At 45.0% G+C, this 26,842-nt stretch carries 23 protein-coding genes and 1 tRNA gene; 7 read left to right on the top strand and 17 right to left on the bottom strand.

What is annotated here, in order from left to right; translation table 11 throughout:
* Window positions 1-86 precede the first annotated feature (86 nt).
* Together clpP and tig are read right to left on the bottom strand one after the other, a co-directional pair.
* The gene (gene clpP / locus TW81_RS01085) at window positions 87-713 is read right to left on the bottom strand and encodes an ATP-dependent Clp endopeptidase proteolytic subunit ClpP (protein WP_045953879.1); all 627 of its coding nucleotides are present in this window, start codon (window positions 711-713) and stop codon (window positions 87-89) included.
* 105 nt (window positions 714-818) lie between these two features.
* Window positions 819-2,123 carry a trigger factor gene (gene tig, locus TW81_RS01080; protein WP_045953878.1) on the bottom strand — a complete coding sequence of 435 codons (1,305 nt, stop codon included), beginning with the start codon at window positions 2,121-2,123 and terminating at the stop codon, window positions 819-821.
* A gap of 504 nt (window positions 2,124-2,627) precedes the next feature.
* On the opposite strand from tig, the gene TW81_RS01075 reads away from it, so the two are divergent.
* Together TW81_RS01075 and TW81_RS01070 are read left to right on the top strand one after the other, a co-directional pair.
* The gene (locus TW81_RS01075; protein ID WP_045953877.1) at window positions 2,628-4,406 is read left to right on the top strand and encodes a sensor histidine kinase; all 1,779 of its coding nucleotides are present in this window, start codon (window positions 2,628-2,630) and stop codon (window positions 4,404-4,406) included.
* A gap of 12 nt (window positions 4,407-4,418) precedes the next feature.
* Window positions 4,419-5,762 carry a sigma-54-dependent transcriptional regulator gene (locus TW81_RS01070; protein ID WP_045953876.1) on the top strand — a complete coding sequence of 448 codons (1,344 nt, stop codon included), beginning with the start codon at window positions 4,419-4,421 and terminating at the stop codon, window positions 5,760-5,762.
* Between the two features lie 60 nt (window positions 5,763-5,822).
* Here the strand turns inward: TW81_RS01070 and TW81_RS01065 are convergent, their stop codons facing one another.
* The 10 genes from TW81_RS01065 to TW81_RS01020 form a co-directional block, all read right to left on the bottom strand.
* Entirely contained in the window at window positions 5,823-7,184 is a 1,362-nt protein-coding gene (locus tag TW81_RS01065) for a TRAP transporter large permease (protein WP_045953875.1), read from the bottom strand.
* Between the two features lie 3 nt (window positions 7,185-7,187).
* Window positions 7,188-7,877, bottom strand: a complete 690-nt coding sequence (locus TW81_RS01060; RefSeq protein WP_045953874.1) for a TRAP transporter small permease — start codon at window positions 7,875-7,877, stop codon at window positions 7,188-7,190.
* Window positions 7,878-7,935: 58 nt separating this feature from the next.
* A complete protein-coding gene (locus TW81_RS01055) occupies window positions 7,936-8,934 on the bottom strand; it encodes a TRAP transporter substrate-binding protein (RefSeq protein ID WP_045953873.1) in 999 nt (332 codons plus the stop codon).
* 429 nt (window positions 8,935-9,363) lie between these two features.
* Window positions 9,364-10,479, bottom strand: a complete 1,116-nt coding sequence (locus TW81_RS01050; protein WP_045953872.1) for an ABC transporter ATP-binding protein — start codon at window positions 10,477-10,479, stop codon at window positions 9,364-9,366.
* Window positions 10,480-10,484: 5 nt separating this feature from the next.
* Window positions 10,485-11,342 (bottom strand): carbohydrate ABC transporter permease, encoded by an 858-nt coding sequence (locus TW81_RS01045; RefSeq protein ID WP_045953871.1) that lies wholly within the window; start codon window positions 11,340-11,342, stop codon window positions 10,485-10,487.
* The gene (locus TW81_RS01040; RefSeq protein ID WP_045953870.1) at window positions 11,339-12,262 is read right to left on the bottom strand and encodes a carbohydrate ABC transporter permease; all 924 of its coding nucleotides are present in this window, start codon (window positions 12,260-12,262) and stop codon (window positions 11,339-11,341) included. Before TW81_RS01040 ends, TW81_RS01045 begins: the two co-directional genes overlap by 4 nt.
* A gap of 159 nt (window positions 12,263-12,421) precedes the next feature.
* Window positions 12,422-13,669 (bottom strand): ABC transporter substrate-binding protein, encoded by a 1,248-nt coding sequence (locus tag TW81_RS01035; protein ID WP_045953869.1) that lies wholly within the window; start codon window positions 13,667-13,669, stop codon window positions 12,422-12,424.
* 143 nt (window positions 13,670-13,812) lie between these two features.
* Window positions 13,813-15,273, bottom strand: a complete 1,461-nt coding sequence (locus TW81_RS01030) for an ATP-binding protein (protein WP_045953868.1) — start codon at window positions 15,271-15,273, stop codon at window positions 13,813-13,815.
* A complete protein-coding gene (locus TW81_RS01025) occupies window positions 15,263-15,985 on the bottom strand; it encodes a response regulator (RefSeq protein ID WP_045953867.1) in 723 nt (240 codons plus the stop codon). Before TW81_RS01025 ends, TW81_RS01030 begins: the two co-directional genes overlap by 11 nt.
* Before the next feature lie 135 nt (window positions 15,986-16,120).
* Entirely contained in the window at window positions 16,121-17,587 is a 1,467-nt protein-coding gene (locus tag TW81_RS01020; RefSeq protein WP_045953866.1) for a protein adenylyltransferase SelO, read from the bottom strand.
* 461 nt (window positions 17,588-18,048) lie between these two features.
* On the opposite strand from TW81_RS01020, the gene TW81_RS01015 reads away from it, so the two are divergent.
* Window positions 18,049-20,046 carry a methyl-accepting chemotaxis protein gene (locus TW81_RS01015; protein ID WP_045953865.1) on the top strand — a complete coding sequence of 666 codons (1,998 nt, stop codon included), beginning with the start codon at window positions 18,049-18,051 and terminating at the stop codon, window positions 20,044-20,046.
* A gap of 79 nt (window positions 20,047-20,125) precedes the next feature.
* On the opposite strand, the gene TW81_RS01010 is transcribed toward TW81_RS01015, so the two are convergent.
* Both TW81_RS01010 and TW81_RS01005 read right to left on the bottom strand, forming a co-directional pair.
* Window positions 20,126-20,734 (bottom strand): DUF2913 family protein, encoded by a 609-nt coding sequence (locus TW81_RS01010; protein ID WP_045953864.1) that lies wholly within the window; start codon window positions 20,732-20,734, stop codon window positions 20,126-20,128.
* 366 nt (window positions 20,735-21,100) lie between these two features.
* Window positions 21,101-21,177 (bottom strand) — tRNA-Arg (locus tag TW81_RS01005).
* Window positions 21,178-21,378: 201 nt separating this feature from the next.
* Between TW81_RS01005 and folD the strand changes: the two genes are divergently transcribed.
* Window positions 21,379-22,239: a bifunctional methylenetetrahydrofolate dehydrogenase/methenyltetrahydrofolate cyclohydrolase FolD gene (gene folD / locus TW81_RS01000; protein WP_045953863.1), complete on the top strand. Its 861-nt coding sequence runs from the start codon at window positions 21,379-21,381 to the stop codon at window positions 22,237-22,239.
* Window positions 22,240-22,265: 26 nt separating this feature from the next.
* Here the strand turns inward: folD and TW81_RS00995 are convergent, their stop codons facing one another.
* From TW81_RS00995 to TW81_RS00985, 3 genes are all read right to left on the bottom strand, one after another.
* Window positions 22,266-23,351 carry a GGDEF domain-containing protein gene (locus TW81_RS00995; protein ID WP_045953862.1) on the bottom strand — a complete coding sequence of 362 codons (1,086 nt, stop codon included), beginning with the start codon at window positions 23,349-23,351 and terminating at the stop codon, window positions 22,266-22,268.
* 124 nt (window positions 23,352-23,475) lie between these two features.
* Window positions 23,476-24,447, bottom strand: coding sequence for a lytic murein transglycosylase (locus tag TW81_RS00990; RefSeq protein WP_045953861.1), 972 nt, complete (start codon window positions 24,445-24,447; stop codon window positions 23,476-23,478).
* A 43-nt stretch (window positions 24,448-24,490) separates the two neighbouring features.
* Window positions 24,491-24,778: a YcgL domain-containing protein gene (locus tag TW81_RS00985; protein ID WP_045953860.1), complete on the bottom strand. Its 288-nt coding sequence runs from the start codon at window positions 24,776-24,778 to the stop codon at window positions 24,491-24,493.
* Window positions 24,779-24,939: 161 nt separating this feature from the next.
* Between TW81_RS00985 and minC the strand changes: the two genes are divergently transcribed.
* The 3 genes from minC to minE are packed head-to-tail and all read left to right on the top strand — an operon-like array spanning window position 24,940 to window position 26,697.
* Window positions 24,940-25,602, top strand: a complete 663-nt coding sequence (gene minC, locus TW81_RS00980; protein ID WP_045953859.1) for a septum site-determining protein MinC — start codon at window positions 24,940-24,942, stop codon at window positions 25,600-25,602.
* Window positions 25,603-25,620: 18 nt separating this feature from the next.
* On the top strand, window positions 25,621-26,433 hold the full coding sequence (minD, locus tag TW81_RS00975) for a septum site-determining protein MinD (RefSeq protein ID WP_045953858.1): 813 nt from the start codon (window positions 25,621-25,623) through the stop codon (window positions 26,431-26,433).
* The gene (minE, locus tag TW81_RS00970; RefSeq protein WP_045953857.1) at window positions 26,434-26,697 is read left to right on the top strand and encodes a cell division topological specificity factor MinE; all 264 of its coding nucleotides are present in this window, start codon (window positions 26,434-26,436) and stop codon (window positions 26,695-26,697) included.
* Window positions 26,698-26,842 lie beyond the last annotated feature (145 nt).

Here is a 26,842-nt window from a genome sequence, read left to right as displayed (position 1 = left end):
GCTAACCTCTTATTAGCTTTACTCTCTTGCATTGAGTTTATATCAATTTTGACCAAATTTCGCCTGCATCTTTTGGCGATATGGTATTACTCTTTGTGATGAGTCAAAACCGAGTCAACCAAACCGTACTCTACTGCTTGATCCGCAGACATAAAGTTATCGCGGTCAGTATCACGTTCAATGATTTCTAGTGGCTGGCCTGTGTGCTCAGCAAGCAGTTTGTTTAGCTTCTGCTTAATCGTTAGAATTTCTTGCGCGTGGATTTGGATGTCCGATGCTTGACCTTGGAAACCACCTAATGGTTGGTGAATCATCACACGTGAGTTTGGCAATACATGACGCTTACCTGGCGCGCCTCCAGCAAGAAGGAAGGCCCCCATAGAGCAAGCTTGCCCCATACACACGGTACTCACGTTAGGCTTAATGTATTGCATGGTATCGTAGATCGACATACCAGCCGTTACGCTACCACCTGGTGAGTTGATGTAAAGGAAAATATCTTTATCTGGATTTTCTGATTCTAGGAAAAGCAGCTGAGCCACGACTAGGTTAGCCATCTGGTCTTCTACCTGGCCAGTCAGAAAGATGATACGTTCTTTTAGCAAACGAGAATAAATATCGTAAGAACGCTCACCACGGGAAGTTTGCTCAACCACCATAGGTACTAGCGCGTTTAGGATTGGTGACATTGCATTTTTTTCTTGGTAACTCATATTCTTATGTCCCTAAAATAAATGGCCCGGATGATACATATCATACGGACCATTGTTAGCAGAATAGTTAACGCTAAGTCAACCTTGTCAACACTATATTGCTTGTTACGCTGCTGGCTGCTGGTTCATTAGCTCATTGAAGCTAACTTCTTTTTCAGAAACCTGAGCTTTAGCGATGATTGCGTCGATCGCTTGCTCTTCTAGAGCAACGTTACGCATGTTGTTCATCATTTGCTCGTTTTGCTCGTAGTAAGCAACAACTTCTGCTGGATCTTCGTATGCTGTCGCCATCTCTTCGATAAGTGTTTTCACTTTCTCATCGTCAGCTTTTAGCTCTTCAGACTTGATCACTTCACCAAGTAGAAGACCAACAACTACGCGACGCTTCGCTTGCTCTTCAAATAGTTCACGTGGAAGTTGTGCAGCCGCTTCTGGGTTACCGCCGAAACGTTGTGCAGCTTGCTGACGTAGAGTACCGATCTCTTGATCAATCAGTGCAGCAGGTACATCAATTTCGTTTTCTTTCACAAGACCGTCAATCGCTTGCTCTTTGATGCGGTTCTTAACAGCTTGCTTAAGCTCACGCTCCATGTTCTTACGAACTTCAGCTTTAAGTGCGTCAACACCACCTTCAGCAACACCGAACTTAGCAACGAACTCGTCGTTTAGTTCAGGAAGCTCACGTGCTTCAACTTTGTTTACTTTGATTGCGAACTTAGCCGCTTTACCTTTTAGGTTTTCTGCGTGGTAATCTTCTGGGAAAGTTACGTCGATTTCGAATTCCATACCAGCAGTCTTACCTGCGATACCATCTTCGAAACCAGGGATCATACGACCTGCGCCCATTTCTAGTGGGAAGTTTTCAGCTTTACCGCCTTCAAACTCTTCACCATCGATAGAACCAACGAAATCGATAGTAGCACGCTTGCCTTCTTCAGCCGCTTCTTCTACTTCAACCCAACCAGCTTGTTGCTTACGTAGAGTTTCGATCATCTCTTCAACGTCAGCGTCTTGAACGTCAGTTGTTGGTTTTTCAACAGTGATGTTCTCTAGGCCTTTTAGCTCAACTTCAGGGTAAACTTCAAAAGTTGCGTTGAATACTAGGTCTGCGCCTTCTTTTGTCTCAACTGGAGCAAAAGTTGGTGCGCCTGCTGGGTTGATTTTTTCTTTAACGATCGCTTCGATGAAATGGCGTTGCATAACTTCACCCATTACGTCTTGACGTACTGCTTTGCCGTACATCTGCGCAACCATTTTTAGAGGCACTTTGCCTTTACGGAAACCATCGAAACGACGGTTTTTTGCGATGTTGCGTAGTTCCGCAGTAACAGCATCTTCGATGTTTGCCGCAGGAACAGTAATGTTTAGACGGCGCTCTAGGCCCTCTAGCGTTTCAACAGTAACTTGCATTATTCAATAACCTCAAAACTGGCTCAGATAACTGAGCGTATGTGCCCTTTCTGTAACTGAAAGAAAAAGCCCATCCTTGTTTGTACTCTATGAGTACTCTTGTAAATCGAGTAGCTCAATTATCGGACTAATTAGCGATATCCTTTCAACGTAGATTCTGACGAATTGAAGTCGGTAAAGGTATCTCCGATTAGCCTCAGGATTAAAATTTAGACGCAGCATTCTACCGAGCAGATCGATAGCTGTCGAGCCAATCACCTCGATCACTACGGGATAACCCTAAAAACTCACTTAACTGCTAAAAAAAGCAGCAATAAAGCTGTCTTTGATTCAAGAAATGGGGACATTAATGCCTTTTTCAAGAGAAACTAATGTTTTTTTTCAATTTAAGATCAAAACACGATCTACGTCCGGTTTTATCGCTCAGATTACTCTGTTGGACACACACATTTGTAACAAAAACCTTTAGGCTAAGGAGGACTAATTCAGAGGACAGGAATGGGGATGTTAACGTTCAGACGCGGTAAGTATTATCTGCTGATAATTTACCTGTTCACCGTCATTTTGGGATCAAGCTGGATTTGGAACTCGAGCGAGAGTCGTCAGTTTTCAATTCACGAAGAGCAACTTGAACGATTTGCTGAATTTATCTCAAGCAAATTAGATAAATATACCCATCTTCCTCAATTGATCGCCAAAGATTCAGAACTTATAGCCGCCCTGCAGTCTCCGCGCAACAGTGCTCAAATCGAACTGACTAATCGCTATTTAGAACAGGTAAACGAAATCATCCAATCGACCGATGCCTATTTGCTTGATGAATATGGCAATACCATAGCGTCGAGTAACTGGAATCTCGACCGCTCATTTATTGGGCGAAACTACGCGTGGCGACCGTACTTTTCCGATGCGATTCAAGGCCAACCAAGTCAATATTTTGCCCTTGGTTCAAGCTCTAAGCAGCGCGGCTATTATTTCTCTTATCCTGTCACTTATGCGGCCGAAATTATCGGGGTGATAGTGATAAAAATGGATCTCAATGCAATTGAAGCCAATTGGCAAAATAGAACCAACATTTTCGTCGCCACCGATCACTACAACGTGATTTTTATGTCGAGCAATGATGAGTGGCTATTTAAAGCTTTAACGCCTCTTTCAGAGTCAGACCGACAAGATATTCTTAACAGCCGCCAGTATCTCGACTCTCCGATACGTTCATTTGGTCTCGTCGGCGATATTTCAAAACCCCATACGGAGCTCAGCCATCCGCGTGCCACTGGGTTCGAGAATTCGTATTTGGTGTCATCTCGCGCGCTCGATAAACATCAGCTCACTTTGCGCGTTTTGACCCCGAAAACAACCTTGCTATGGTCGACACTCAGTTTTGGCTTAGTGATCACCTTGTTATTCGTCATCGTTTATTTGTCGTTGCAGTTAGTCAACCAACGCCATCTTAAAAAACGTCAGTTTGAGCAATTGCAATCAGAAGCGAAGCAAAAGCTGGAGTTTTTAGTCATGGAACGTACTTCCGAGCTGCAAGCCGAAGTCCATGAACGGAGCAAAACCGAATTTGCCCTACGCCAAACCCAAGATGAACTTATTCAAGCAGCCAAATTAGCCGTGTTAGGCCAGATGTCAGCAAGCATCAGCCATGAACTAAATAACCCACTGGCCGCGATACGCAGCTTCGCAGAAAATGGCCGCCGTTTTCTGCAAAGGGAGAAGTATGATCGTGTCGATGACAACTTGTCTCGTATCTCTAACCTGACCGACCGTATGGCGAAGATCAGTAACCAATTGCGCTCATTCGCAAGAAAAAGTGACAGCAACGATGTCAGTCTGGTCGATGTTGCTCCGCTGGTCATGGCGGCCAAAGAACTGCTTGCCCCCCAATTCAAAGCAAAACTGGTGACTCTCGACACCGACCTACAGCCCAATCTGCCTAAGGTGGAGCTTAATCCGATTCAGTTTGAACAGGTACTGATCAATCTAATGACCAATGCGATTCAAGCGGTTGAACAACAGCAACAAAAGCTAGTCACTATTTCTACTGTCATTACCGAGCAGCGGATAGCTATCCTTGTCGACGATAACGGCCCAGGCATTGATCGTGATAAGCAGCAATCTTTGTTCGAGCCATTCTATACCACCAAGAAAAATGGCTTAGGATTGGGACTATCGATTTCACAGCAGATCACGCAAGCAATGAATGGCACACTTACGGTTGCGCAATCCCCACTAGGCGGAGCGCGATTTACTATCACACTGCCGATAAAAACATAATAAGGAATGCAGATGTACGACGTAATCTTTATTGATGATGAAAGCGATATTCGACTGGCCATTGAACAGAGTTTTGAGCTTGAAGAGATCTCTGCACGCTTTTTTGCCAGTGCAGAAGAGGCACTGATCGCGATTAAACAAGATGGCTTACCTAAGGTGGTCATTACCGATATATGCCTACCCGGTTTGTCTGGTGAAAACATACTGTCGAGTATCTTGCATCAAGATGCCAATATTCCTGTGATACTCATCACTGGCCATGGTGATATTTCTATGGCGGTCAACGCACTGAGAAATGGCGCCTATGACTTTATTGAAAAGCCTTTTCCACTCGATAGATTGATTGATACCACACGTAGAGCGTTAGAAAAACGCGACTTAACCCTTGAAAACCAAGAACTCAAACGCAGCCTTAAAGCCAGTCAGGCGCTTGGGCCAAGAATCATTGGTGACACCCCATCCATTCAAGCGTTACGCGATACGATAGTGCATATCGCCGATACCAGTGCTGACATCTTGTTGTTTGGTGAAACCGGTACTGGTAAAGAGCTTTTCGCCCGTTCCATTCACGAACAAAGCCCACGCCGTGATAACAACTTCGTTGCCATCAACTGTGGTGCGGTACCAGAAAATTTGATTGAGAGTGAGCTCTATGGTCATGAGAAAGGCGCGTTCACCGGTGCTGATAGCAAGCGAGTTGGTAAATTTGAGCACGCGCAGGGCGGGACGCTGTTTTTAGACGAAATTGAGTCTATGCCGCTGCAAGCTCAAATCCGTCTATTGCGAGTACTGCAAGAACGTGTCATTGAGAGAGTCGGATCGAACGAGCTCATTCCGATTGATATACGCGTTATCGCGGCAACAAAAGTGGATCTTAAACGCGCATCTGAAGAAGGGACTTTTCGCGAAGATCTCTACTATCGACTTAATGTCGTCACGCTTGATTTACCACCATTAAGGCAGCGCAAAGAAGACATACCAACCCTGTTCCACCATTTTCTTCTGGTTGCGGCCGCGCGTTATGGCAAATCAGCACCCGCAATAGAATCTCAGCAAATTCATCAATTGATGAGCCACGACTGGCCAGGTAACGTCCGCGAACTAAGAAATGCAGCCGAGCGTTTTGTGTTGCTGGGACGATTAACTCAATTTGATAGCCAAGGAGAAAGCAGTGACCGCGAACTAGGATTAGCGAAGCAAGTGGCCGAATTTGAGAAAAGCATCATTGAACAAGCACTGAATCAGTGTGAAGGCAGCATCAAGAAGACAATGGATCACTTGCAGTTAGCGCGTAAAACGCTCTATGACAAAATGCAGAAATATGGCTTAGATAAAAGCAACTATAAAAGCGATTAACGCCGAGAAATGAGTAAAGCCCCACACCAAGTCGTGTGGGGCTTTTTATATAAAGCGCAGTTACTTAGTTATAATCTCTGGCCCCATTAAGGTCGTTGGTAACCAGGTTGATACCCAAGGTACGTAAGTAACAATAATCAAGAACAAGAACATCACCGCCACCCAAGGCAGTGCGGCTTTGACCACCTGCATCATTGACATCTTCGCTACACCAGCCGTAACGAATAAGTTCAACCCAACCGGAGGTGTAATCATACCGATCTCCATGTTCACCACCATCATGATACCAAGGTGAATCGGATCAATACCGAGCGCAATAGCAATAGGGAACACCAAAGGCGCGACAATGATCAACAGACCAGATGGCTCCATAAACTGACCGCCAATGAGCAACAAGACGTTAACCACAATCAAGAAAGTGATTGGTCCCAAACCAGCCGACAACATGGATTCGGTGATCATTTGCGGGATGCGCTCTTCCGTTAACACGTGCTTTAAGATCAGGGCGTTAGCTATGATGAACAGCAGCATAATCGTCAGCTTGCCGGCTTCAAAAAGCGTGTCTTGAGTATCTTTATGGACAAAGGCTTGCACCACTTTAACCAGTGCAGGTTTGGTGTTTTTCTTGTCGGCAAATGGGCCCATATCTTTGTAGATAAAGTTTGCAATCAGAAAAGCATAGACGGCAGCCACCGCAGCAGCTTCTGTTGGTGTGAAGATACCACCATAGATACCGCCTAGAATAATCACTACCAGCAGTAATCCCCAACTTGCATCTTTGGCCGCTTTAAGCGCCTCTCCCCAGCCGACAAAAGGCTGCTTAGGTAAGTTCTTGACTCGAGCTGCAATATAGATGGCGATCATCAGCATTAAACCCGCTAGCAGGCCCGGGATAACACCACCAAGGAACATACGCCCCACTGACACATCCGTTGCGGCTGCATATACGACCATGACGATTGAAGGTGGAATCAAAATACCTAAAGTACCTGCGTTACAAATAACCCCAGCAGCAAAGTCTTTCGAGTAGCCATTTTTGATCATGCCAGCAATAACAATACTACCGATGGCGACAACGGTCGCAGGCGATGAACCAGACAAAGCAGCAAACATCATACACGCGACTACAGACGCCATGGCAAGACCGCCACGGAACCAACCGACCATAGCAATCGCAAAGCGGATAATGCGCTTAGCCACACCGCCCGTAGACATAAAGCTAGACGCAAGAATAAAGAACGGAATCGCCAATAAGGTGTAGTGGCCTTCAAATGCATTGAATAGAGTTTGTGCGACTGACGCTAAAGACGCGTCTGAGTGCCACATCAAAAATAGAATACTGGATAGACCGAGCGAAACAGCAATCGGCACACCGATGAGCATAAAGCCAATCACCATCAAGAATAACAATAAAATATCCATGTGTTAGCTCTCCTTGCTCTTATTGTTATCTTGGCTATTGTCAGCGCCTGATTTCGGTTCCATCGCCTCATCTGCGTCTTTAAGTTCTTCTTTTAACGCTTCAAGTTCATCTTCCGCCTCGTGGCCAGCAATCATTCTGTCGAGCTTGCCAGTTAAAATTTGATACGCGATTTGCGCAAAACGGAATGTCAGCAGTGCCATGCCAACTGGCAGCGCCATATAGGGAATAAAGCGGGGGATTTTTTCGTAGCGCTCGCCTTCATTAAGCCAATCTGACATAAACTGTAAAATTTCTGGCATTGGAATATCATCGGTCTCATACCAAGCGCGCTCAGTGGCAAACGGGTACCAGTAGTTCCACGATCCGACCAGAAGTAAAATTGAAAATGTTAAGCAACAAGCCACCGCGATCAGAGCATAAACTTTTCGAAGACGTTCAGGCGCCATGTTAATCACTACGTCGACGCCAATATGAAAATGTTTTTTCACGCCATATGAAGCGCCTACCAATACCATCCAAGCAAAGAGGAACACGGTAAGTTCAAGCGCCCAGAGAATATTGTCGTTGAATAGGTAACGCATGACGACGTTGATAAAAGTCAGCATCGTCATCGTACCGAGGAAGAAAGCAATCAAGGTTTCTTCAACCTTGTCGGTAAACTGTCCGACCTTCGCAAAAAATGACTGTTCCATGTAATACATCACTCGAATCAGGTGAATTGGGCTCCCGCATTACGGGAGCCATCGCTGGTTATTTTTGGTTTGCAGATAACGCTGCATTGATTAGGTCTGAGCCAATATCTTTCTCAAACTTATTCCAAACAGGTTTAAGTGCAGTTACCCACTCTTGACGCTGCTCTGGTGTCAGTTCACGAACCACGCCACCCGCTTCAATAACGTACTGTTTGTTCTGCTGCTCTACACGGTTAGATTCAGCATTACGCGTCTGAGTCACTTCTTGAAGGATCGTCGCTAATTGACCGCGTACATCAGCAGGAAGACCATCCCACCACTTAGTTGATGTCACTACTAGGTAATCAAGAATGCCGTGATTCGTTTCTGTAATGCCGTCTTGTACTTCAAAGAACTTCTTACCGTAGATATTCGACCAAGTGTTCTCCTGACCATCGATAACTTTGGTTTGTAAGCCGCCGTAGACCTCTGCGAACGACATTTTTTGCGGGTTTGCACCAAGCTGCTCGAACTGAGCGACGAGCACATCTGACGCCTGAACGCGGAACTTAAGACCTTTTGCATCTTCAGGATGCATCAATGGCTTGCTGGCAGAGATTTGCTTCATACCGTTATGCCAAAACTCTAGGCCTCTGATACCACGGCGGTTCATTGCATTTTTCAGTTTTTCACCAGCATCAGAGTTTTGAAAGCGGTCAACAGCGTCAACATCATCAAATAGGAATGGTAGATCGAAGATGCGGAATTTTTTGGTGAACTTTTCAAACTTAGACAGTGATGGAGCAGCCAGTTGAACATCGCCATTGAGCATAGCTTCGAGCACTTTATCATCGTCATACAGAGTAGAGTTTGGGAATACCTGCATACACGCTTTGCCATTCATCTCTTCATTGACACGCTTTTCCAATAACGAGGCTGCAATGCCTTTAGGATGCTTGTCTGTGTTGGTTACGTGGCTGAACTTAATCACGGTTTCACCCGGATCACAGTTCGCAGCAGCATTGAAACTGGTGACGGCAAGAATGGCAGCAGATAGTAGGGTTAAAGGCTTTAGCATTATCGTTCTCCTTGTTAAATGAACAACCCCATCACTGGGTGTTGATAACCTTACAAGGGCAATAACCAAGCCAATATTTAGAAAACGAATTTAATTGCATTATTTCAATAAGTTATAGATAACCAATTAAAGAAAAAGTCGTTAGATTTACTTTAGCTAATTGAAAACGGGTGGGATTCCACCCATTAGAAATTACAATACGGGTGAATTTACACATATTTAATAAGAATGCAAAATGATAAAAACAAACCGCAAAAAACAAATGGCAGCTTAATAAGCTGCCATTTTCGTTACTAGAGATGAGGTGAGCAATAAGGAGACATGATTGCCCACCTCTACTCACACCGCATGAACTCACTTCATGCTATAACAATAAGCTTAGTCCACTTCTTCGATAGTGACTAACCAAGATGCCTATTAATTTGCAGCTTAGTGAAACTCAATACGCTGCTCGGTAGCGGCATCAAAGAAGACCGCTTTTGACAAATCAAAGTGCAACGGTGCGATTTGCCCCGCCGTGACATCAAACTCAGGCGATAGTCGGCAAGCGACTTCTTGCTCATTGACCTTAATCATCGCAATCGTATCTGGGCCTGTTGGCTCTAAGACCTCTAGCATCAAATCAAGTTGGGTTGTCGCATCAGACTCTTGGTTTTCGCTGTCAGTGATATGCTCCGGACGCAGCCCAATCACCACTTCTTTGCCATCTTGCTCACGCATAGAAGCTGGCAGATTGATATGGTGCTCTTGACCATTACTACCTTTAACCTTGATCACTGGCTTATCCTGTTCATCCAAATCTACCATGGTCTTGATAAAGTTCATCGATGGTGAACCCATAAAGCCAGCGACAAACATGTTGTTTGGCTTATTGTAGATCTCTTGCGGCGTCCCTAGCTGCTGCAGTTCGCCATCTTTCATCACAGCGATACGATCGGCTAGAGTCATTGCTTCAATCTGATCATGGGTTACATAGACAATTGTCGTATTGAGCTGCTGGTGAAGACGTTTGATTTGATGACGCATTTCGACACGCAACTTAGCGTCTAGGTTCGACAAAGGTTCATCAAACAAATAGAGTTTCGGTCTGCGAGCCAAAGCGCGGCCCATTGCCACACGCTGGCGCTGACCACCCGACAACTGAGAAGGCTTTCTTTCCAGTAGGTGGTCGATTTGCAGCATGGCCGCAACACGCTCGACTTCGGCATCAATCTCTTGCTTCGGCATTTTACGGATCTTGAGACCAAACTCGATATTGCCGCGCACCGTCATGTTCGGGTATAGGGCATACGATTGGAACACCATCGCAATATCACGGTCTTTTGGTTCAACATCAGACACATCGTTACCATCGATAACAATCTCGCCTGAGCTAATGTTTTCAAGCCCCGCAATGGTATTCATCAAGGTAGATTTACCACACCCCGAAGGGCCTACCAAAATCAGAAACTCACCAGAGTCGATGTTGATATCAATGCCTTTGAGTGTTTCTTGTTCCGCTTTCGGATAGGTTTTACGGATTTGTTTAAGTTCTAGTGTTGCCATGATAATTATCCTTTTACCGATCCAGCCGTCAGGCCACGAACGAAATATTTCCCTGCTAATACATAAACGAGCAATGTTGGTAGCGCCGCAATGATCGCCGCTGCCATGTCAACGTTGTACTCTTTCACTCCGGTACTGGTGTTGACCAAGTTATTCAGTGCCACTGTGATAGGCTGAGTCTCTGAGCCTGAATACACCACGCCAAATAAGAAGTCATTCCAAATTGCCGTAAACTGCCAAATAACGGTCACCATGATGATAGGTGTCGAAATCGGCAATAGAATTTTAAAGAAGATAGTGAAGAACCCTGCTCCATCCAATTTTGCCGCTTTCACCAGTTCATCTGGAATACTGATGTAAAAGTTGCGGAAAAATAGAGTGGTAAAGGCCATACCATAGATAACATGGACAATGACCAGACCCGTCGTCGTGTTGGCTAAACCTAGCTTACCCAGTACCGTCGCCATTGGCAGAAGAACAACTTGAAACGGGATAAAACAACCAAACAGCAATAGGCTGAAGAAGAGGTTCGAGCCACGGAATTGCCACTTGGTCACAACGTAACCATTGAATGCACCCAGTAACGTGGAAATAGCCACTGCAGGTATCACCATTTGGAACGAGTTCCAGAAGAAGCCTTTCACACCTTCACACTTAACACCGGTACAAGCACTGTCCCAAGCTTTGTACCAAGCATCAAATACCCATTGGGTTGGCAAACTCATCAAGTTACCTGCCTTGATATCTGGCAAGGTTTTAAATGAAGTAATCACCATAACAAACAAAGGCATAAGGTAAACTAAACAGAAGAATACCAAGGTCGAGTAGATAAATAGTCGAGAGAAATTCACACTACGCATCATGATTTTTTCTCCCTTAATTCTGAATATAGATATGGAACAAGAATCGCCAAGATACCTGCTAGCATCATCATCGCACTGGCTGCACCTAAGCCAATTTGACCACGTGTAAATGAGTGTGCGTACATGAACAACGCTGGTAAGTCAGACGAATAACCTGGGCCACCGGCTGTCATTGCGGTCACCAAGTCGAAGCTCTTAATCGCAATATGAGAAGTAATAATAACCGCGCTGAAAAATACCGGTCTTAAACACGGCATGATGATACGCCAATAGATAGTCGGAAGGTTTGCACCATCAATTTGCGCCGCCTTAATGATCGACGAGTCAATACCGCGTAAGCCAGCTAAGAACATCGCCATCACGAAACCTGATGATTGCCACACCGCCGCGATCACTAAGGTATATACCGACATATCGGAGTCGACCAACCAGTCGAATTTAAAGTCTGTGAAGCCCCAATCTTGCATCAATTTTTCGATACCTAGACCTGGGTTAAGAATCCATTTCCACGCGGTACCTGTTACGATAAAAGAGAGCGCCATCGGGTAAAGATAGATAGTGCGTATTGCACCTTCCTGACGGATATTTTGATCAAGCAGAATCGCTAGACCAACACCTAAGCCAATCGCGACCAGCATAAACAGCAAGCCAAAGATGCCAAGGTTAGAAATAGAGGTAATCCAACGGTCGTTTTCCATCAGCTTTTCGTATTGGGCAAAGCCAACAAAGTTAAAACTAGGCAGAAAACGTGAGTTAGTCATTGAAAGCGCCGCGGTCCAGAAAATATAACCATAGATACATACCACGGTTACCAGAACGGTCGGTGCAAGAACGATTTTCGGTAGCCACTGCTGAAGTCGGTCGGCCAAACTGACCTTTTTTAACGACTTCTTTTCGTACCGATTTACAACATGCTCCATAACGAGTCCTTACGTTATAACACACCAGCCAAAATTCTGACCGGTAATAGAGGAAAGGGCGTACAGGCTCCCCACAAGCCTGAACGCCCTTTAGGGGTGTTAGATACCAACCTAGTTAGTCAATGAGCCGTGACTTACTCTAAGTTGGTACAACTTGCGTTAGATTGCCGCTTTTACTGCTTTCGCAAGTTTTTGTGCTGCTTGTTTCGGATCTGCGTTGTCATCATTGAAGAAGTTAGTCACAACATCATAGATAGCACCTTGTGCGTAGCTCGTCGTCGCTAGACCGTGAGCCATACTTGGTACTAGGTCACCTGATTTCGCACTCGCTTTGAAGGTTGCCATTGAATCCAATGCACATTGGTCAAACTTTGACATATCCATATCTAGACGCACTGGGATCGAACCTTTGTTGAGGTTGAACACTTCTTGGAAGTCTTTAGTTAGGATGGTGCGCGCAAGATCTTGCTGAGCTTTTTGGTTATCTTTATTGCTTAACTCAAAGAAAGCAAAGCTGTCGATGTTGAATGTAAATTGACCATTGGTACCCGGAGCCGGTGCACAAATGTAGTCTTTACCTGGCATCTTGCCTGCAGCGGTAAACTCACCTTTCGCCCAGTCACCCATGATTTGCATCGCTGCTTCACCATTAATAACCATAGACGTTGCTACGTTCCAGTCACGACCTGGCGAGTTTGCGTCGATGTAATCATGAATCTTCTTAAACTTAGTGAAGACTTCAACCATCTTGTCACCCGCTAGCACATCCATATCAAGGTCTACGAATGCTTTGTTGTAGTCTTCGCTGCCTAGCACATCAAGGGCAACCGCTTCAAATACCGTTGCGTCTTGCCATGGTTGACCGCCATGCGCTAGAGGAACGAAGCCTGCTGCTTTAATTTTGTCTGCCGCGGCAAAGAACTCATCCATCGTCGTTGGTAGTTCTACGCCAGCTTTTTTCAACACTTCAGGGTTAGCCCATAGCCAGTTTACACGGTGTACGTTAACTGGAACCGCCACGTAATCACCATCAAACTTCATTACTTTGGTTACAACAGAAGGCAGGATTTCGTCCCAGTGTTCTTGTGTTGCCGTGCTGTCTAGCGAAGTTAGGAAGCCAAGACCGCCCCACTCTTGAATATCGTGACCTTTGATTTGTGCTGCCGAAGGAGGATTGCCCGATACAGCACGAGTTTTGAGTACTGTCATCGCAGACTCACCGCCGCCACCAGCAACCGCAAAATCTTTCCAAGTATGATTCTGTTGTTCTAGCATTTCTTTCAGCACTGCAGCAGATTTTGCTTCACCGCCAGCAGTCCACCAGTGAAGTACTTCAACTTCACCAGCATGAGCAAAATTAGCAGCAGAAAGTAGAGAGAGGGTAAGTAGGGTTTTATTAAGTTTCATTATTATCTTCCATGTATCGGATTAGACATTCAGGCCAACTGCTTAATGGCCCCAAGCGTTCTTGCTTGTTCGATAAAGAGTCTATCCAATTGGAAATTTTTGTTTGAAACAAACAGTAATACCTATGTAACAATTGTGTTACATTAAACCTCAAGACTAGGTGGGATAAAGACTTGCGCCCTTAAGCCTCCGGTTGGCAAGTTATCAATAATGAGATCTCCACCATGCCCGTGAAGAATATTACGGCATATTCCCAAGCCTAAACCATGTCCATCTGCGTCGTTGGCTAACCTATAGTAAGGCTCAAACACCGCCTCAAGCTTATCTTGTGGTATCCCGGGGCCATGATCGCAAATCACTACCGTAATCCACTCTTCATTGATGATGACTTCAACCTCCGCCAGTTGACCATACTTGACCGCATTTTCAATCAAATTGCTCAGCACCCGTTTAATCGCGAGAGGTTTACCGACGATAGGATCAATATCATGAGGTCTAAACTCCACACGTGTTTGGTACTGATTAAAGGGCTCGGCAACGCTTTGAATCATGTCGTTTAAGTCGATGTAGGCATTATTTTCGTGCAAATCGGTATCACGCACACACTGCAGCGCCCCTTTGACCATCATTTCTAGCTCATCGAGATCGCGGTTGAATTTCTCACGTTTGGTGTCACTTTCTAACAGTTCAGCGCGCAGTCTTAAGCGGGTAATTGGTGTTTTAAGATCATGGGAAATTGCGGAAAAAAGATGTTCGCGATCAGCCACATAACGCCGAATCCTCTGCTGCATACGGTTAAACGCTCGTGTTGCCGTGATCAGCTCACTTGCGCCCTCTTCTTGCAGCGGTGCTTGGTCAATATCCATACTCATTTCATTGGCGGCTCTCGCTAAGCGCTTAAGTGGTTTTACTTGGCGGCGCACCAATAGGTAAGTTAAAACGAGTAGGATCGATGTAGAAAAGATAAGAAATAGGATCTGCTCACGCCCAATCAAGGTGTCATCCAAAGTGACATAAGGCGCTGGGAGCAGCGCTGCAATGTATAGCCACTCACGGTTCGCTAACTCAATTTGCACCACCAGAATAGGCGGGTCAATCGGGTTCAAAGTAAGAGTATGGTGCGCCCATGATTTAGGCAGATCATTGAGGTAAATATCATTTTTTAGCAAGCGCAAATTATCTGGATGCGAAAAATCAACCGAAATGCTTTCTGCCTTACGCAATTTATTGCCAAGTACCCGCTCAATCGCTTCAATAGACGCCAGCTTTAGTGGTGTGTCGTCAATGGGGTCGACAATTAATTGTTCTTTGTTAAATGAGACGAAAAAACGCGTTCCGCCCATATTGCGGATCTGGTCAAGCACAATATGTCGATAGCGAACAGGCAAAGATTGAAAAAATGTCACCGTAGAGGCAAACATATTGGCCATGCTCTCAGACGCATCACGGATCCCGGCTAACTCTTTATGTTTAGATTCCGTGTACCAAATGCTGGTTGCGACCCCTTGAGCTAGAATCACGGCTAACAGTGTTAAACCAAGTGTTCGGCTCACTAATGAGTTGGGTTTAAATTGGCGCACCCAACCGAACAATTTAGTTTTCATAGCTCACTGGCACCGCTAGTAAATACCCATTGCCACGCATCGTTTTAATATAATGAGGAAATCTTGCGCTATCACCCAAGCGCTGCCTTAAACGACTCAATTGTACATCGATCCCCCGTTCAAACGGCAAAGCCTCACGTCCACGAGTGGCGAAAGAGATGGTGTCTCTATCCAGCACTTCATTAGGCCGCTTGAGAAACAGCATCAACAACGCAAAGTCACTGCCCGACAAATCATGGGTTTGATGATTCTCTAAATGGGTAATGCGATGCGCCAGAGGATCAAGTTGCCAATCACCGAAGATAATCGACTTTGCATTGGCGCTGGCAGGAATGTCATCCGCGACTTTGACACGGCGCAACACCGCTTTAATACGCGCATTGAGGTGGCGGGGATTGAATGGCTTGGCAATGTAATCATCGGCTCCAATCTCTAAGCCGATAATTTGGTCGGTATCATCGGAGACGGCTGTCAGCATGATAATGGGTACTGAAGAATAACGACGAACTTGCTGACATAAAGCAAATCCATCATCACCGGGTAACATCACATCCAATAAGATAAGTTCAGGGTATCCTTGCTGCTCAATATAAGCCTTCATCTGCTCGCCATCATTGACGGCGGAGACCTGATACCCTTGTTTGGTCAGATACTCTTCCAACAATTCACAAATTTCTTGATCATCATCGACAACGAGAATCTTAGCTGACATATTACTACCCATTAGTACGCTAAATTAATAGTGCGAGTTTAATCACTTCTCTTGCAACTGATGCAGGAAGAATCTAAAGAATTTGAACCTCTTGCGGACACAAATCACATCTTATTAACAAACCATTGAATAGCACTAAGAAGAACAACTAATTTCCATTTTTTTACCCCAGTCAGGGGGCAGATTGGCATAGGCGCTCATTTCAGCCTGCTCATCAAATGGACGTTTAAGCAGCTCGGCCAGTGTTTGCACTTCACTAAAATCCCCTTGCTCAGCTTTATCAATCGCGATCTGCGCAAGATAGTTGCGTAAGATGTATTTGGGGTTCACTTGACGCATTTTTTCACAGCGAGCTTGACAAGAGACTTGGTGGCCCGTTTCATCGACCTCTTGCTCACAACGCGCCAAATATTGCTCAAGCCAATGACTGGCTTCTGCTCGGTCAATGAACAAGTCGAGTACACCATTTATCCCACCTTGATCAACCGATGATAATTCACGCATAAATCGCGTGTAGTCAATCTGATGTTGATGCAGCAGTTCAAACATCGCCGAAAAAAGTTGAGTATCTACTTTTTGTTTGTTGTATAAGCCAAGCTTCTGTCGCATCAGCCGACTGAAGGTTTTCACCAACAAAGGTTCAAAGTTCGCCAAACTTGCCTCAAGATCCTCTCGTTCAATCAACGGCGACAGACTATGTGCCAGAGCCGATAAGTTCCATAAGGCAATGCGGGGTTGTTGGTCAAAGGCATATCGACCTTGGTAATCGGAATGGTTGCAGATATACCCCGGCTCGTAATCATCAAGGAAGCCAAACGGTCCGTAGTCAAACGTCTCTCCGATAATAGACATGTTATCAGTGTTCATCACCCCGTGAGCAAATCCACACGCCTGCCATTGGGCGATCATCTCTGCTGTGCGACTGACAATATGTTCGAACATCCTCAAGTAAGGCTTTTCAGACTCCAAACAGTCTGGCCAATACCACTCGATAACCTTATCGGCTAATTGCTGGAGATGCGTCAGTTGATTGGTGTAAAAGAAATGCTCAAAATGGCCGAAGCGAATATGACTGCGCGCGAGACGTAGCAATAGCGCGCCCTGCTCGCACTTCTCTCGGTAAACTGGCGTGTCACTAACCAGCATCCCCAACGACCGTGTGGTTGGAATGCCTAATCCTGCCATTGCTTCACTACACAGATATTCGCGGATCGTCGAGCGCAAAACCGCTCGCCCATCGCCCATTCGAGAATATGGTGTTAATCCCGCCCCTTTCAGATGCAAATCAAACACATCGTTTGTTTGGTTGGTCAATTCACCCAATAACACACCGCGACCATCACCTAAGTCTGGATTGTATGCGCCAAACTGGTGGCCAGCGTATTTCATTGCAAGTGGCGGAGCGTCTTGTGATATTTGCTCACCAGATAAAATCTGCTTCAGTTCTCCATTCGGCGCGTTGCTCGGGAGCTCAAACTGACAGGCAAGTTCACTATTCCAGACGACCCAGCGTGTGTTGTCTAACGGTTGAGGGGTGACATAAGAATAAAATGCTTGCGGAAGAGCGGCGAAACGACGGGAGAATAAACAGGGTGAAGACATATACACACCATTAACAATGTTAGCTAGGAGGGAAACTAACACAGCGTCATGATGATAGCTAGAGGGTGCCTTGATGAACACCAATAAAAGTAAGTAGTTACTTACACATCAAGGCATACCTTCATGTCGATATCGTTAAAGAATAACAAACACACTGCATATTGCGATAAGTGAAAATAAACAAGTACGGCTGATCACGCCAAAGTTTGATGGTTGGATCATCTCTTGGTGCTGCATAGGCATTCTCCATTTTGTTACATAGTCATTACAATATGATGAAAATTGACAACTTTCTCAATGCATACTTAGATTAATTTTTTATGACAAACGGGGATTTAATTTCTTTTTACCTATTTATAAATGAACTTAGTTGCACAAATATGCCTACATCACTTAATTGCATATTGATTTCGGCTATGCTCAGTAAATCAAAATTATAAGTCTGATGTCAGGAGGCCCATATGCGATCGGTTATGAAACGCTTTTCGCTGCACCATATCTTTACTGCCCTTGCCGGCGTCCCCTTAGTACTGGCTTTATTAATGGCTGTAGAAGTGGCGATTAATCAGAAGAGCGCAGTGTCACAAGCCAATATAGAACAAGAGATCATCGAGTTGACTTTACTCTCTGACAATCTGGCCCATAACCTTGCTGTCGAACGTGGCTTAACCGCGGGTGTATTGGGCAGCAAAGGCGCACAAGAACAAGTTGCTAAGCTCAAAGCGCAGCGTACTATTGCCGATCAGCATATCGCGGCATTCAACGCTTTTCAGCCTCAGTACATAGCGGCAGATATCACCAACAGACTAAAGCAATCCGTCAATGCCCAACTCACCGATATCAACCAGGTTCGGAGTCAGGTTGACCAATTAGCCCCCACTCGCTCACCATTCGCCTATTACTCAAACCTCAATCAATTAGCGATTGATAACGCGTTGCTGTTGGTTTCTGGAGTGAACAGTCCTGAAGTGAGTCGCCTTGGTAGCTCTCTGAATTCAGTGATGATCATCAAAGAGCGCGCTGGGCAGGTTCGTGGGGCATTAAACGGCGCTTTTGCTCGCAAGAGTTCCTCAATGGGTCAATATACAGCGATTGAAAACTATATTAACTCAGGTCAATACGCAGAACGTATCGCGACACTGGCCATGCCTGCTGAATTTTTAGCTCAGCTAAAAGCGGCCAAAGACACCCCAACCTGGCAGCAAGTCACCGCGATTCAAGACCAGTATTTAGACCAAAAAAATCAATTAGACAGCTTACAAGGCCCTTCCGCTTTAGAATGGTTTGGCTTAGCCACGGAAAGAATTAAGCTAGTTAACAGCATTCGTAACCAGTTAGCGGCTACTATGTCTGACGCGGTCACAAGCCAAGCTCGTTCGGCGCAATGGCAGCTAAGCATTATGCTCGCCGCAATCGTATGTCTAGGGGTGATATTAGTCGGTGGTTTGATCATGAGCCTGACTAGCCTCAAGAACCGAGTCGGCCAGCTAACCCGTGATTTGTCCAACATGTCTCAATCTAATGACCTAAGCATGACACTGCAATCAGATGGAAAAAATGAATTGTCGCAAATTTCTCTCAGCGTCAACGGCTTGGTGGCAAGTATTAAGCACCTGTTGCTCAACGTGACCGAAACCAACGATCATAGCAACCAAAGACTCGACCAAATGGTTAAAGGTGCGAATGATTTGGGTGATAGCAGCCGCGCAACCTCAGACAAATGCAGCAATATTGCTGCCGCAATGACAGAGCTTTCTCAGTCCAGTCTGGAAATCGCCTCTTCTTCTGAACGAGCGTTGGAAGAAACTGAGCAAATGACAAACAAGGTGTTAACTTGTCAGAAGCAGAGCCAAGATTCCTACGAGATTGTCAAAGCGTTAGTTAGCCAAATTGAACAAACGCAAGAGTGTATGCTCCAACTTGAGCAAGACGCGTTGAGCGTGAGTAAGATTGTAGACACCATCAATGGCATTTCGGAGCAGACTAACTTGCTAGCCCTTAACGCGGCGATAGAAGCAGCACGTGCGGGTGAGCATGGCCGTGGGTTTGCGGTCGTGTCATCTGAGGTGAGAGATCTGGCTCAACGCAGCAAAGATGCAACAGAGCATATCTCGCAACTGTTATCTAACATTACCAATAACACCCAAACTGCGGTAAGCAATATGCACAAGAGCCGCGAGGCGACGGACTCGACATTCAACTCAGTCTCTGAAGTGACCAATAGCGTTTCTCAACTCGAGGTTTTGATCGAGACGGTCAATGAACACATCACCAGTATTGCCAATTCAACGGTGGAACAATCTAAAGCCAGTGAAGCGGTCGATTTGGATGTCGATGTATTGACTGAAATTGCCCAAAATACAGGCCAACTTGCTGATAAGATGAATCATATCGTGATCAGCTACCGACAAGAAGTGAGTGAAGTGAACGACCAACTGCAGAAGTTTAAACTCGCTTAACCACTAAAATACCCTTGGTGTCGTCTAGACAATCACATCTATACGACTTCAACAGACGACACTAAGGTCATATTTGTTGTTAGCGCAGCGAGAGCGTAATTCGAACGAATTCACCGTCTTCAAATTCTATACTGTGATCAAACAGTGAAGATGAATAAATAGTGCGTAGGAAAGTATGCTTTTCCCCGTGAGTACCACGAAACAGCATTGAAATATTCGCGACAAGACGATTGCGATTGTTAAAGTGTGCGTTAAGGTCTGGTGAAAGCACACACAATAAACACCCCTTGCTATTGTGTTGCAGGTCTACCGATTCAGGACGTGAGACAAGAACCGTTGTATTAAGCTCTTTTTCTAACGTATTAACCAACAAAAGAAAGCTATCAAGATGTGGTAACTCGTCCCCTGCGACTGGCGTCAATAAGTTCCCTAACATAGATTCCATGTCGAGCCGCTGAGCACGCGCATGGCTAACTAAGGCTTTCACTTTCTTTTTAAATGGTTTGTACTTTTTGCTGCTCGCAGCTTTATTCAGCCAAGCGGAAAGTACATCGTTAATTTGAGAACGTGATTTCTGGTGTAACGCGTTGGCAGTATGATTGGTGCGCAAGTGCAACAAAGCATGAAGTGCGAGCTCCGCTAATAACGGTTCGAATTCAGGTTTAATTTTGGTATGGATACTGCGCATGTACTCTGAACGTAAGGTGCCAAGCTCAAGCTTAGTCTATTCGATTTTATTAAAGGAACGTCATGCTACCGAAAACCATTGCGTAAGTACAGTAAACAATCTATGCCCGCTTATTATGCAAGCAATTGGATTCATTACGCATGTGCGACCTGTTGAAAACGTTGCTCACAAATCCGTTTCTGATGTTGAATTTGTTCCACTTTGGAGTGCATAGGAGCTTGTTTACGTAGGTTGGCAATCACTATTACCACACTGATAACAAACCGTTCTTTAACCAATTCAACTTGGTCGCTATAGAACATTTTTCACTTCAACAAAAACGCAAAAACCCGACAACTTTTTGAGTTGTCGGGTTTTAAGAATAAATGGCACGCCCTGTAGGATTCGAACCTACGACCACATCCTTAGAAGGGACGTGCTCTATCCAGCTGAGCTAAGGGCGCGCTATAGGGAAAGGATTATACGAGTTCATATTCTTAAAACAAGAGCTTTTAGTAACATTATGATCTGACTGACTAAAAAAAGGTCACTGAATACTATTTTGCTTAAAAACACCACGAAGCAAACGTTTGCTTATAGATGTTCATCAAATAATTTGCGACAATGCGCTGCAAATTATTCGCCACTGTTATCAAAGGAAAGTCATGACTGCTCAAAATATTGATGGAACTCTTATTTCCCAAACGGTTCGCTCAGAAGTAGCAGCCCGAGTGAAAGCTCGTAAAGAAGCAGGATTACGCGCGCCAGGCCTAGCGGTTGTACTTGTCGGGGAAGATCCCGCCTCTCAAGTTTACGTCGGCAGTAAACGTCGTGCTTGTGAAGAAGTCGGCTTTGTCTCTAAATCGTTTGATCTTCCTGCCACCAGCACTGAAGAAGAACTGCTCGCTCTTATTGATGAGCTTAATGATGACAGTGAGATTGACGGCATTTTGGTGCAATTACCTCTCCCTGCTGGTATCGACACCACCCACGTACTCGAACGTATTCATCCAGAAAAAGATGTTGATGGTTTCCACCCTTATAACGTCGGCCGTTTGGCGCAACGCATTCCAAAGTTACGTTCATGCACACCGAAAGGCATAATTACGCTACTTGAACGCTACAACATTGCTTTGCGTGGCAAGCATGCCGTTATCGTTGGTGCTTCCAATATTGTTGGCCGCCCGATGACTCTTGAGCTACTGCTTGCAGGATGCACCACCACCACCTGCCATCGTTTTACCAAAGATTTAGAAAGTCATATCCGCCAAGCAGACATCGTTGTTGTTGCGGTTGGTAAACCAAACTTTATTCCGGGTAACTGGATTAAACAGGGCGCTATTGTGGTTGATGTCGGTATCAACCGCCTAGAATCAGGTAAACTTGTTGGTGATGTTGAGTACGACAAAGCGAAAGAGAATGCTAGCTTCATCACGCCTGTACCGGGTGGTGTCGGCCCAATGACAGTGGCAAGCTTGATTGAAAACACTATGCTGGCTTGTGAACAGTTCCACACCAAGAAGTAGAAAATAAAATGAGCGGCTTAAGTCGCTCATTTTTCTTCAATAACACTTAACTTTCCTTGCCCAGCTTTTTTGGCCTGGTACATAGCCTTGTCTGCCGTCTTCAAGCTTTCACGCAACCCTTCTGCCGTTGATTCAAACGCAATGCCGACACTGACATTAACCTCAACGTCAATCTCGTTAAGTGATTCAATCTGTTGTTGTTCAAATAACGCTATCACTTGCTTGCCGATATTCAGCACTTCATCACCGTCCTTTACATCACGTACAAAGACCGCGAATTCATCCCCACCAAGACGGGCAACATCATATTTTTGTACGCGCTCGCCTAACTCTTGCTGGATCAATTGCTTCAAGCGAAGAGCAAATTCGCTCAGCACAATATCACCCATATCGTGACCATATCGGTCATTGACCGCTTTAAAATTATCCAGATCACAATAGATGATTGCCCGGCGTTTAGGCTCTTTTCCAATCGCAACATGGGACAGAACAGAAAGAAAACTAGCGCGATTGGCAAGCATGGTCAGAGAATCCATATAAGCAAGTTCTTGGATTCCCTCCTCATCCATTTTCAGGATGTAATCGTCCATTTTCGATTGAAAGTACACGACGATATGACACATCACAGACAGTGCCATTAGAGTGAGTATAAGTCGAAAACTCAAGGCTGCTGAGTAATCATACTGCGTGAACTCGGTGCCCAGCAGTACACTGAGCGTAATCAGGTTCACAATCGAAAACGCAACCCCTCTAGAGAAAGGATTGATAAAAATGCCAATAGCCGATAAGGGGTACGCCCATATGCTACCTGTGCCTTGATAGCCACCAGTAAACACTAAATAGACGCATAAAGAGTAGACAATAAATGTTAAGCCATGAATACCGCTTGGACGCCCAAGGTGAACCAGCCTTGTACTGATTATCCCGGCAATAGAGTAAGCACTAAGAATCACTCCCAGAACAATGGCTTGCCGATAGAAACTATAAACAGCAAAAGCAGATAAAAACGTAACGCCACAAACTGCAAGAACACGTACCATCATTAACTGACGCTTGTGCTTCATGAGTACGACTTCTGACAATTTATCAGCAACAAAATGATGAACGTTCATCTTTTCCCTAGGCGAACCTTTGACAATAACCTATCTCACACATGCCGTATTGTCTCATGTGTGAGTAGAATGATTAAGAAAAAGGGAACGACCAAACGCTCATTTTTTCAGCAAGACATCATGTTTACATCACAATTTTATCCGCGAGATGTGAAACAGCCAAAGCAAAATAGTAAGACCGGTTCCATTTCATTAATACATTGTAGTTATTGTAGACCAGATAGACTCGGCCATTTGCATCATCCGGAGCAATCAACCATGCCTTGATGTCGTTATCTAATTTAGGTAGCGGACGCCCGTCGTAACGGGTAATACCCATCTGACTCCAATCCTGAAGGTATTTCGCTTTTGCTTCATCGCGGCCTTGGATGCTGGTATCAAAGCCTTTAGGTAACTTGACTTGACGCCCCCAGGTAAACTTGTCGTTCCAACCCGACTGGCTGAGATAGTTAGCTGCCGACGCAAAGACATCTGCTTCCGTGTTCCAGATATCTTTCTTTCCATCACCGCTACCATCCGCGGCAAAAGAGAGAAACGAGCTAGGCATGAACTGGCATTGCCCCATCGCACCTGCCCAAGAGCCCTTAAAATCTTCGACAGAGATATGCCCTTCTTGCAAAATTTGTAGCGCTGCCATCGCTTCGCTGCGGAAGAAAGCCTCGCGGCGACCATCAAAAGCCAGTGTCGATAAAGCATCAATCACTGAATAATTTCCGGTGAACTTACCGAAGTTGCTCTCAACTCCCCACAACGCAACAATAAAACGTGGCTGTACACCGTATTTTTCACCAATACGACTCAGCTCTTGATAATGTTTTTCGTAAAGCGATTTCGCTTGATTGACCTTCCAATCCGGCACCGCACGAGGAATGTATTCATCTAGAGTCAGTTTCTTTTCCGGCTGGTTTTTATCCGCCGTTACCGCTCTTGGTTTGTGGGTAACATTTTCAAAAGCTTGATTGATGACCTGCTCTGAAATACCTCTAGTTCGAGCCTCTTGCTTCAAGCCTTCAATATATTGTTCAAAGGCCACTTCATTAGCGTAGCTTGAAGTGGCAAGTGTTATTCCCAGAACGACTGACAGTAGTTTTCTCACATTGCCCTCCTTGAGCAACTGAATCCAGCAATCTAATTATTATTTATTCTTCAGATTGCTGACGAGCTTGTTTTTGCTCTTTATATTCATCGAGTAGGTTTTTGGGTGGCGGCGGAACTTGGAGGAAAAAACCATCATCTTTAAGCGACTGTTTGACCTTTTCGACATCCACTTGTGCCAGTGTACGTCCGTCCAGTTTCACCACCATAACCATAATAGGTTTGCCAAACATCTGCATTAAAGTGTCAGGAACTTGTGAAAAATCATCCTTTTTCGGAATGTATAGGTAAGTCCCTTCTTTTTTAGAACTTTTGTAAATTGCACAAAGCATGGAAAGCCTTTTGTCTGTTTAATTCATTGAACGTCAATGTTTCGCTATTTTTGAGAGCAAAACACTCAATTGAGCGCAAGATAACTTGCTGTGCTTATTCTGGGAATATAACATGAGACCCCTAGTCTCAGGCAACGCCCTTAAGAGGTTGTAAGTAAAAGATGTCACACACTCCAGACCTAAAAGGCAGTAGCTTTACTTTGTCAGTTTTGCACCTTTCTGACAACAATGTCGACAAAACTATTCATTTTCTACAAGAAAAGGTAGAACAAGCGCCAGCGTTTTTTGCCCACGCGCCCGTTGTCATTAATATTTCAAAAGTCGATGGTGATATTGACTTTATGAGACTAAAAGAAGGTATTTCCCAAGCTGGCATGATTCCTGTTGGTATTACCGGATGCAAAGACAAGCGCACACAGAACCTAGCATCAGACGCTAGGTTTGCCGTTATGTCAGCGAGTAAGTCTCCGACACAAGCTCCCGCTAAAATGGCACCAACAAAAATTGTTCGCACACCAGTTCGCTCAGGCCAACAAATTTATGCCAAAGACAGTGATCTCGTGGTGCTCAATCACGTCAGCGAAGGGGCTGAGGTCATTGCAGATGGTTCTATTCATATTCATGGTACGTTACGCGGCCGCGCAATCGCTGGTGCAAGCGGTAACACCGGTGCAGTTATCATCTGTAATAAGCTCAATGCCGAACTTATGTCGATTGCCGGCCATTATTGGCTTACCGAGCAATTCGCCGACGAGTTCTGGCAACAAAAAGTTATGTTCAGTTTGAATGACGACTCACTCAAGTTTGAGTTGTTAACGATCTAATCTAATAAGGAACACATAATGGCACGCGTTATTGTTGTCACATCAGGTAAAGGTGGAGTGGGTAAAACCACTTCTAGCGCTGCGATCGCTTCAGGCCTTGCTGTAAAAGGAAAAAAAACCGCAGTGATCGATTTCGATATCGGTCTGCGTAACCTAGATTTGATCATGGGTTGTGAACGCCGCGTCGTTTATGACTTCGTCAACGTCATTAACGGCGAAGCTACGCTAAACCAAGCGATGATCAAAGACAAACGTACTGAAAACCTGTTCATTCTGCCCGCGTCTCAAACGCGCGATAAAGATGCGCTGACAAAAGAAGGCGTACGTCGTGTCCTAGACGAGTTGGACGAAATGGGATTTGATTTTGTTATCTGCGACTCACCAGCGGGCATCGAGCAAGGTGCGCTAATGGCGCTATACTTTGCTGATGAAGCGATTGTAACCACCAACCCTGAAGTTTCGTCAGTGCGTGATTCTGACCGTATTCTTGGCATCCTAGATTCAAAGTCTCGCCGCGCCGAAGAAGGTTTAGAGCCTGTTAAACAACATCTGTTGTTAACTCGCTACAATCCAGCTCGTGTTAATCAAGGTGAAATGCTCAGCGTTGAAGACGTTGAAGAAATTCTACACATAGGGTTACTTGGGGTTATTCCAGAGAGCCAAGCGGTTCTCAATGCGTCTAACAAAGGTGTACCAGTAATTTTTGATGAGCAGTCTGATGCTGGAATGGCCTACAACGACACCGTTGAACGCCTGCTTGGTGAGCAAGTGGATTTCCGCTTCCTGACTGAACAGAAGAAAGGCATCTTTAAACGACTATTCGGAGGCTAAATGTCACTACTTGAGTTTTTCCGTCCACAGAAAAAAAGCTCGGCGAATTTAGCCAAAGAGCGATTACAAATTATTGTTGCTGAACGCCGAAGCCAAGATGATCCAGCACCTTCGTATCTACCACAACTTAAGGAAGACATCCTCAAAGTGATCAGTAAATACGTCGCGATTGATCCTTCGATGGTTGACCTAACGTTTGAACACAAAGATGACGACATTTCGGTGTTGGAGCTCAACGTTAAGCTGCCGGATGACGAAAAATAATACGCTCTGAAAACCCTCATTCGAGGGTTTTCTTTTATCTGCTTTAACCTAACTTACGCGCAATGAAAAAAAGCCCCAGTCATACGACTGAGGCTTGTTCTTTTCCCGATTAGTAGGTTTCGTGCTAGCGAAAACCTATCTCTAG

Origin of the sequence: Vibrio galatheae, assembly GCF_000967545.1 — a bacterium.
Lineage (GTDB): Bacteria > Pseudomonadota > Gammaproteobacteria > Enterobacterales > Vibrionaceae > Vibrio > Vibrio galatheae.
This window is presented reverse-complemented; position numbering and strand designations above follow the sequence as displayed.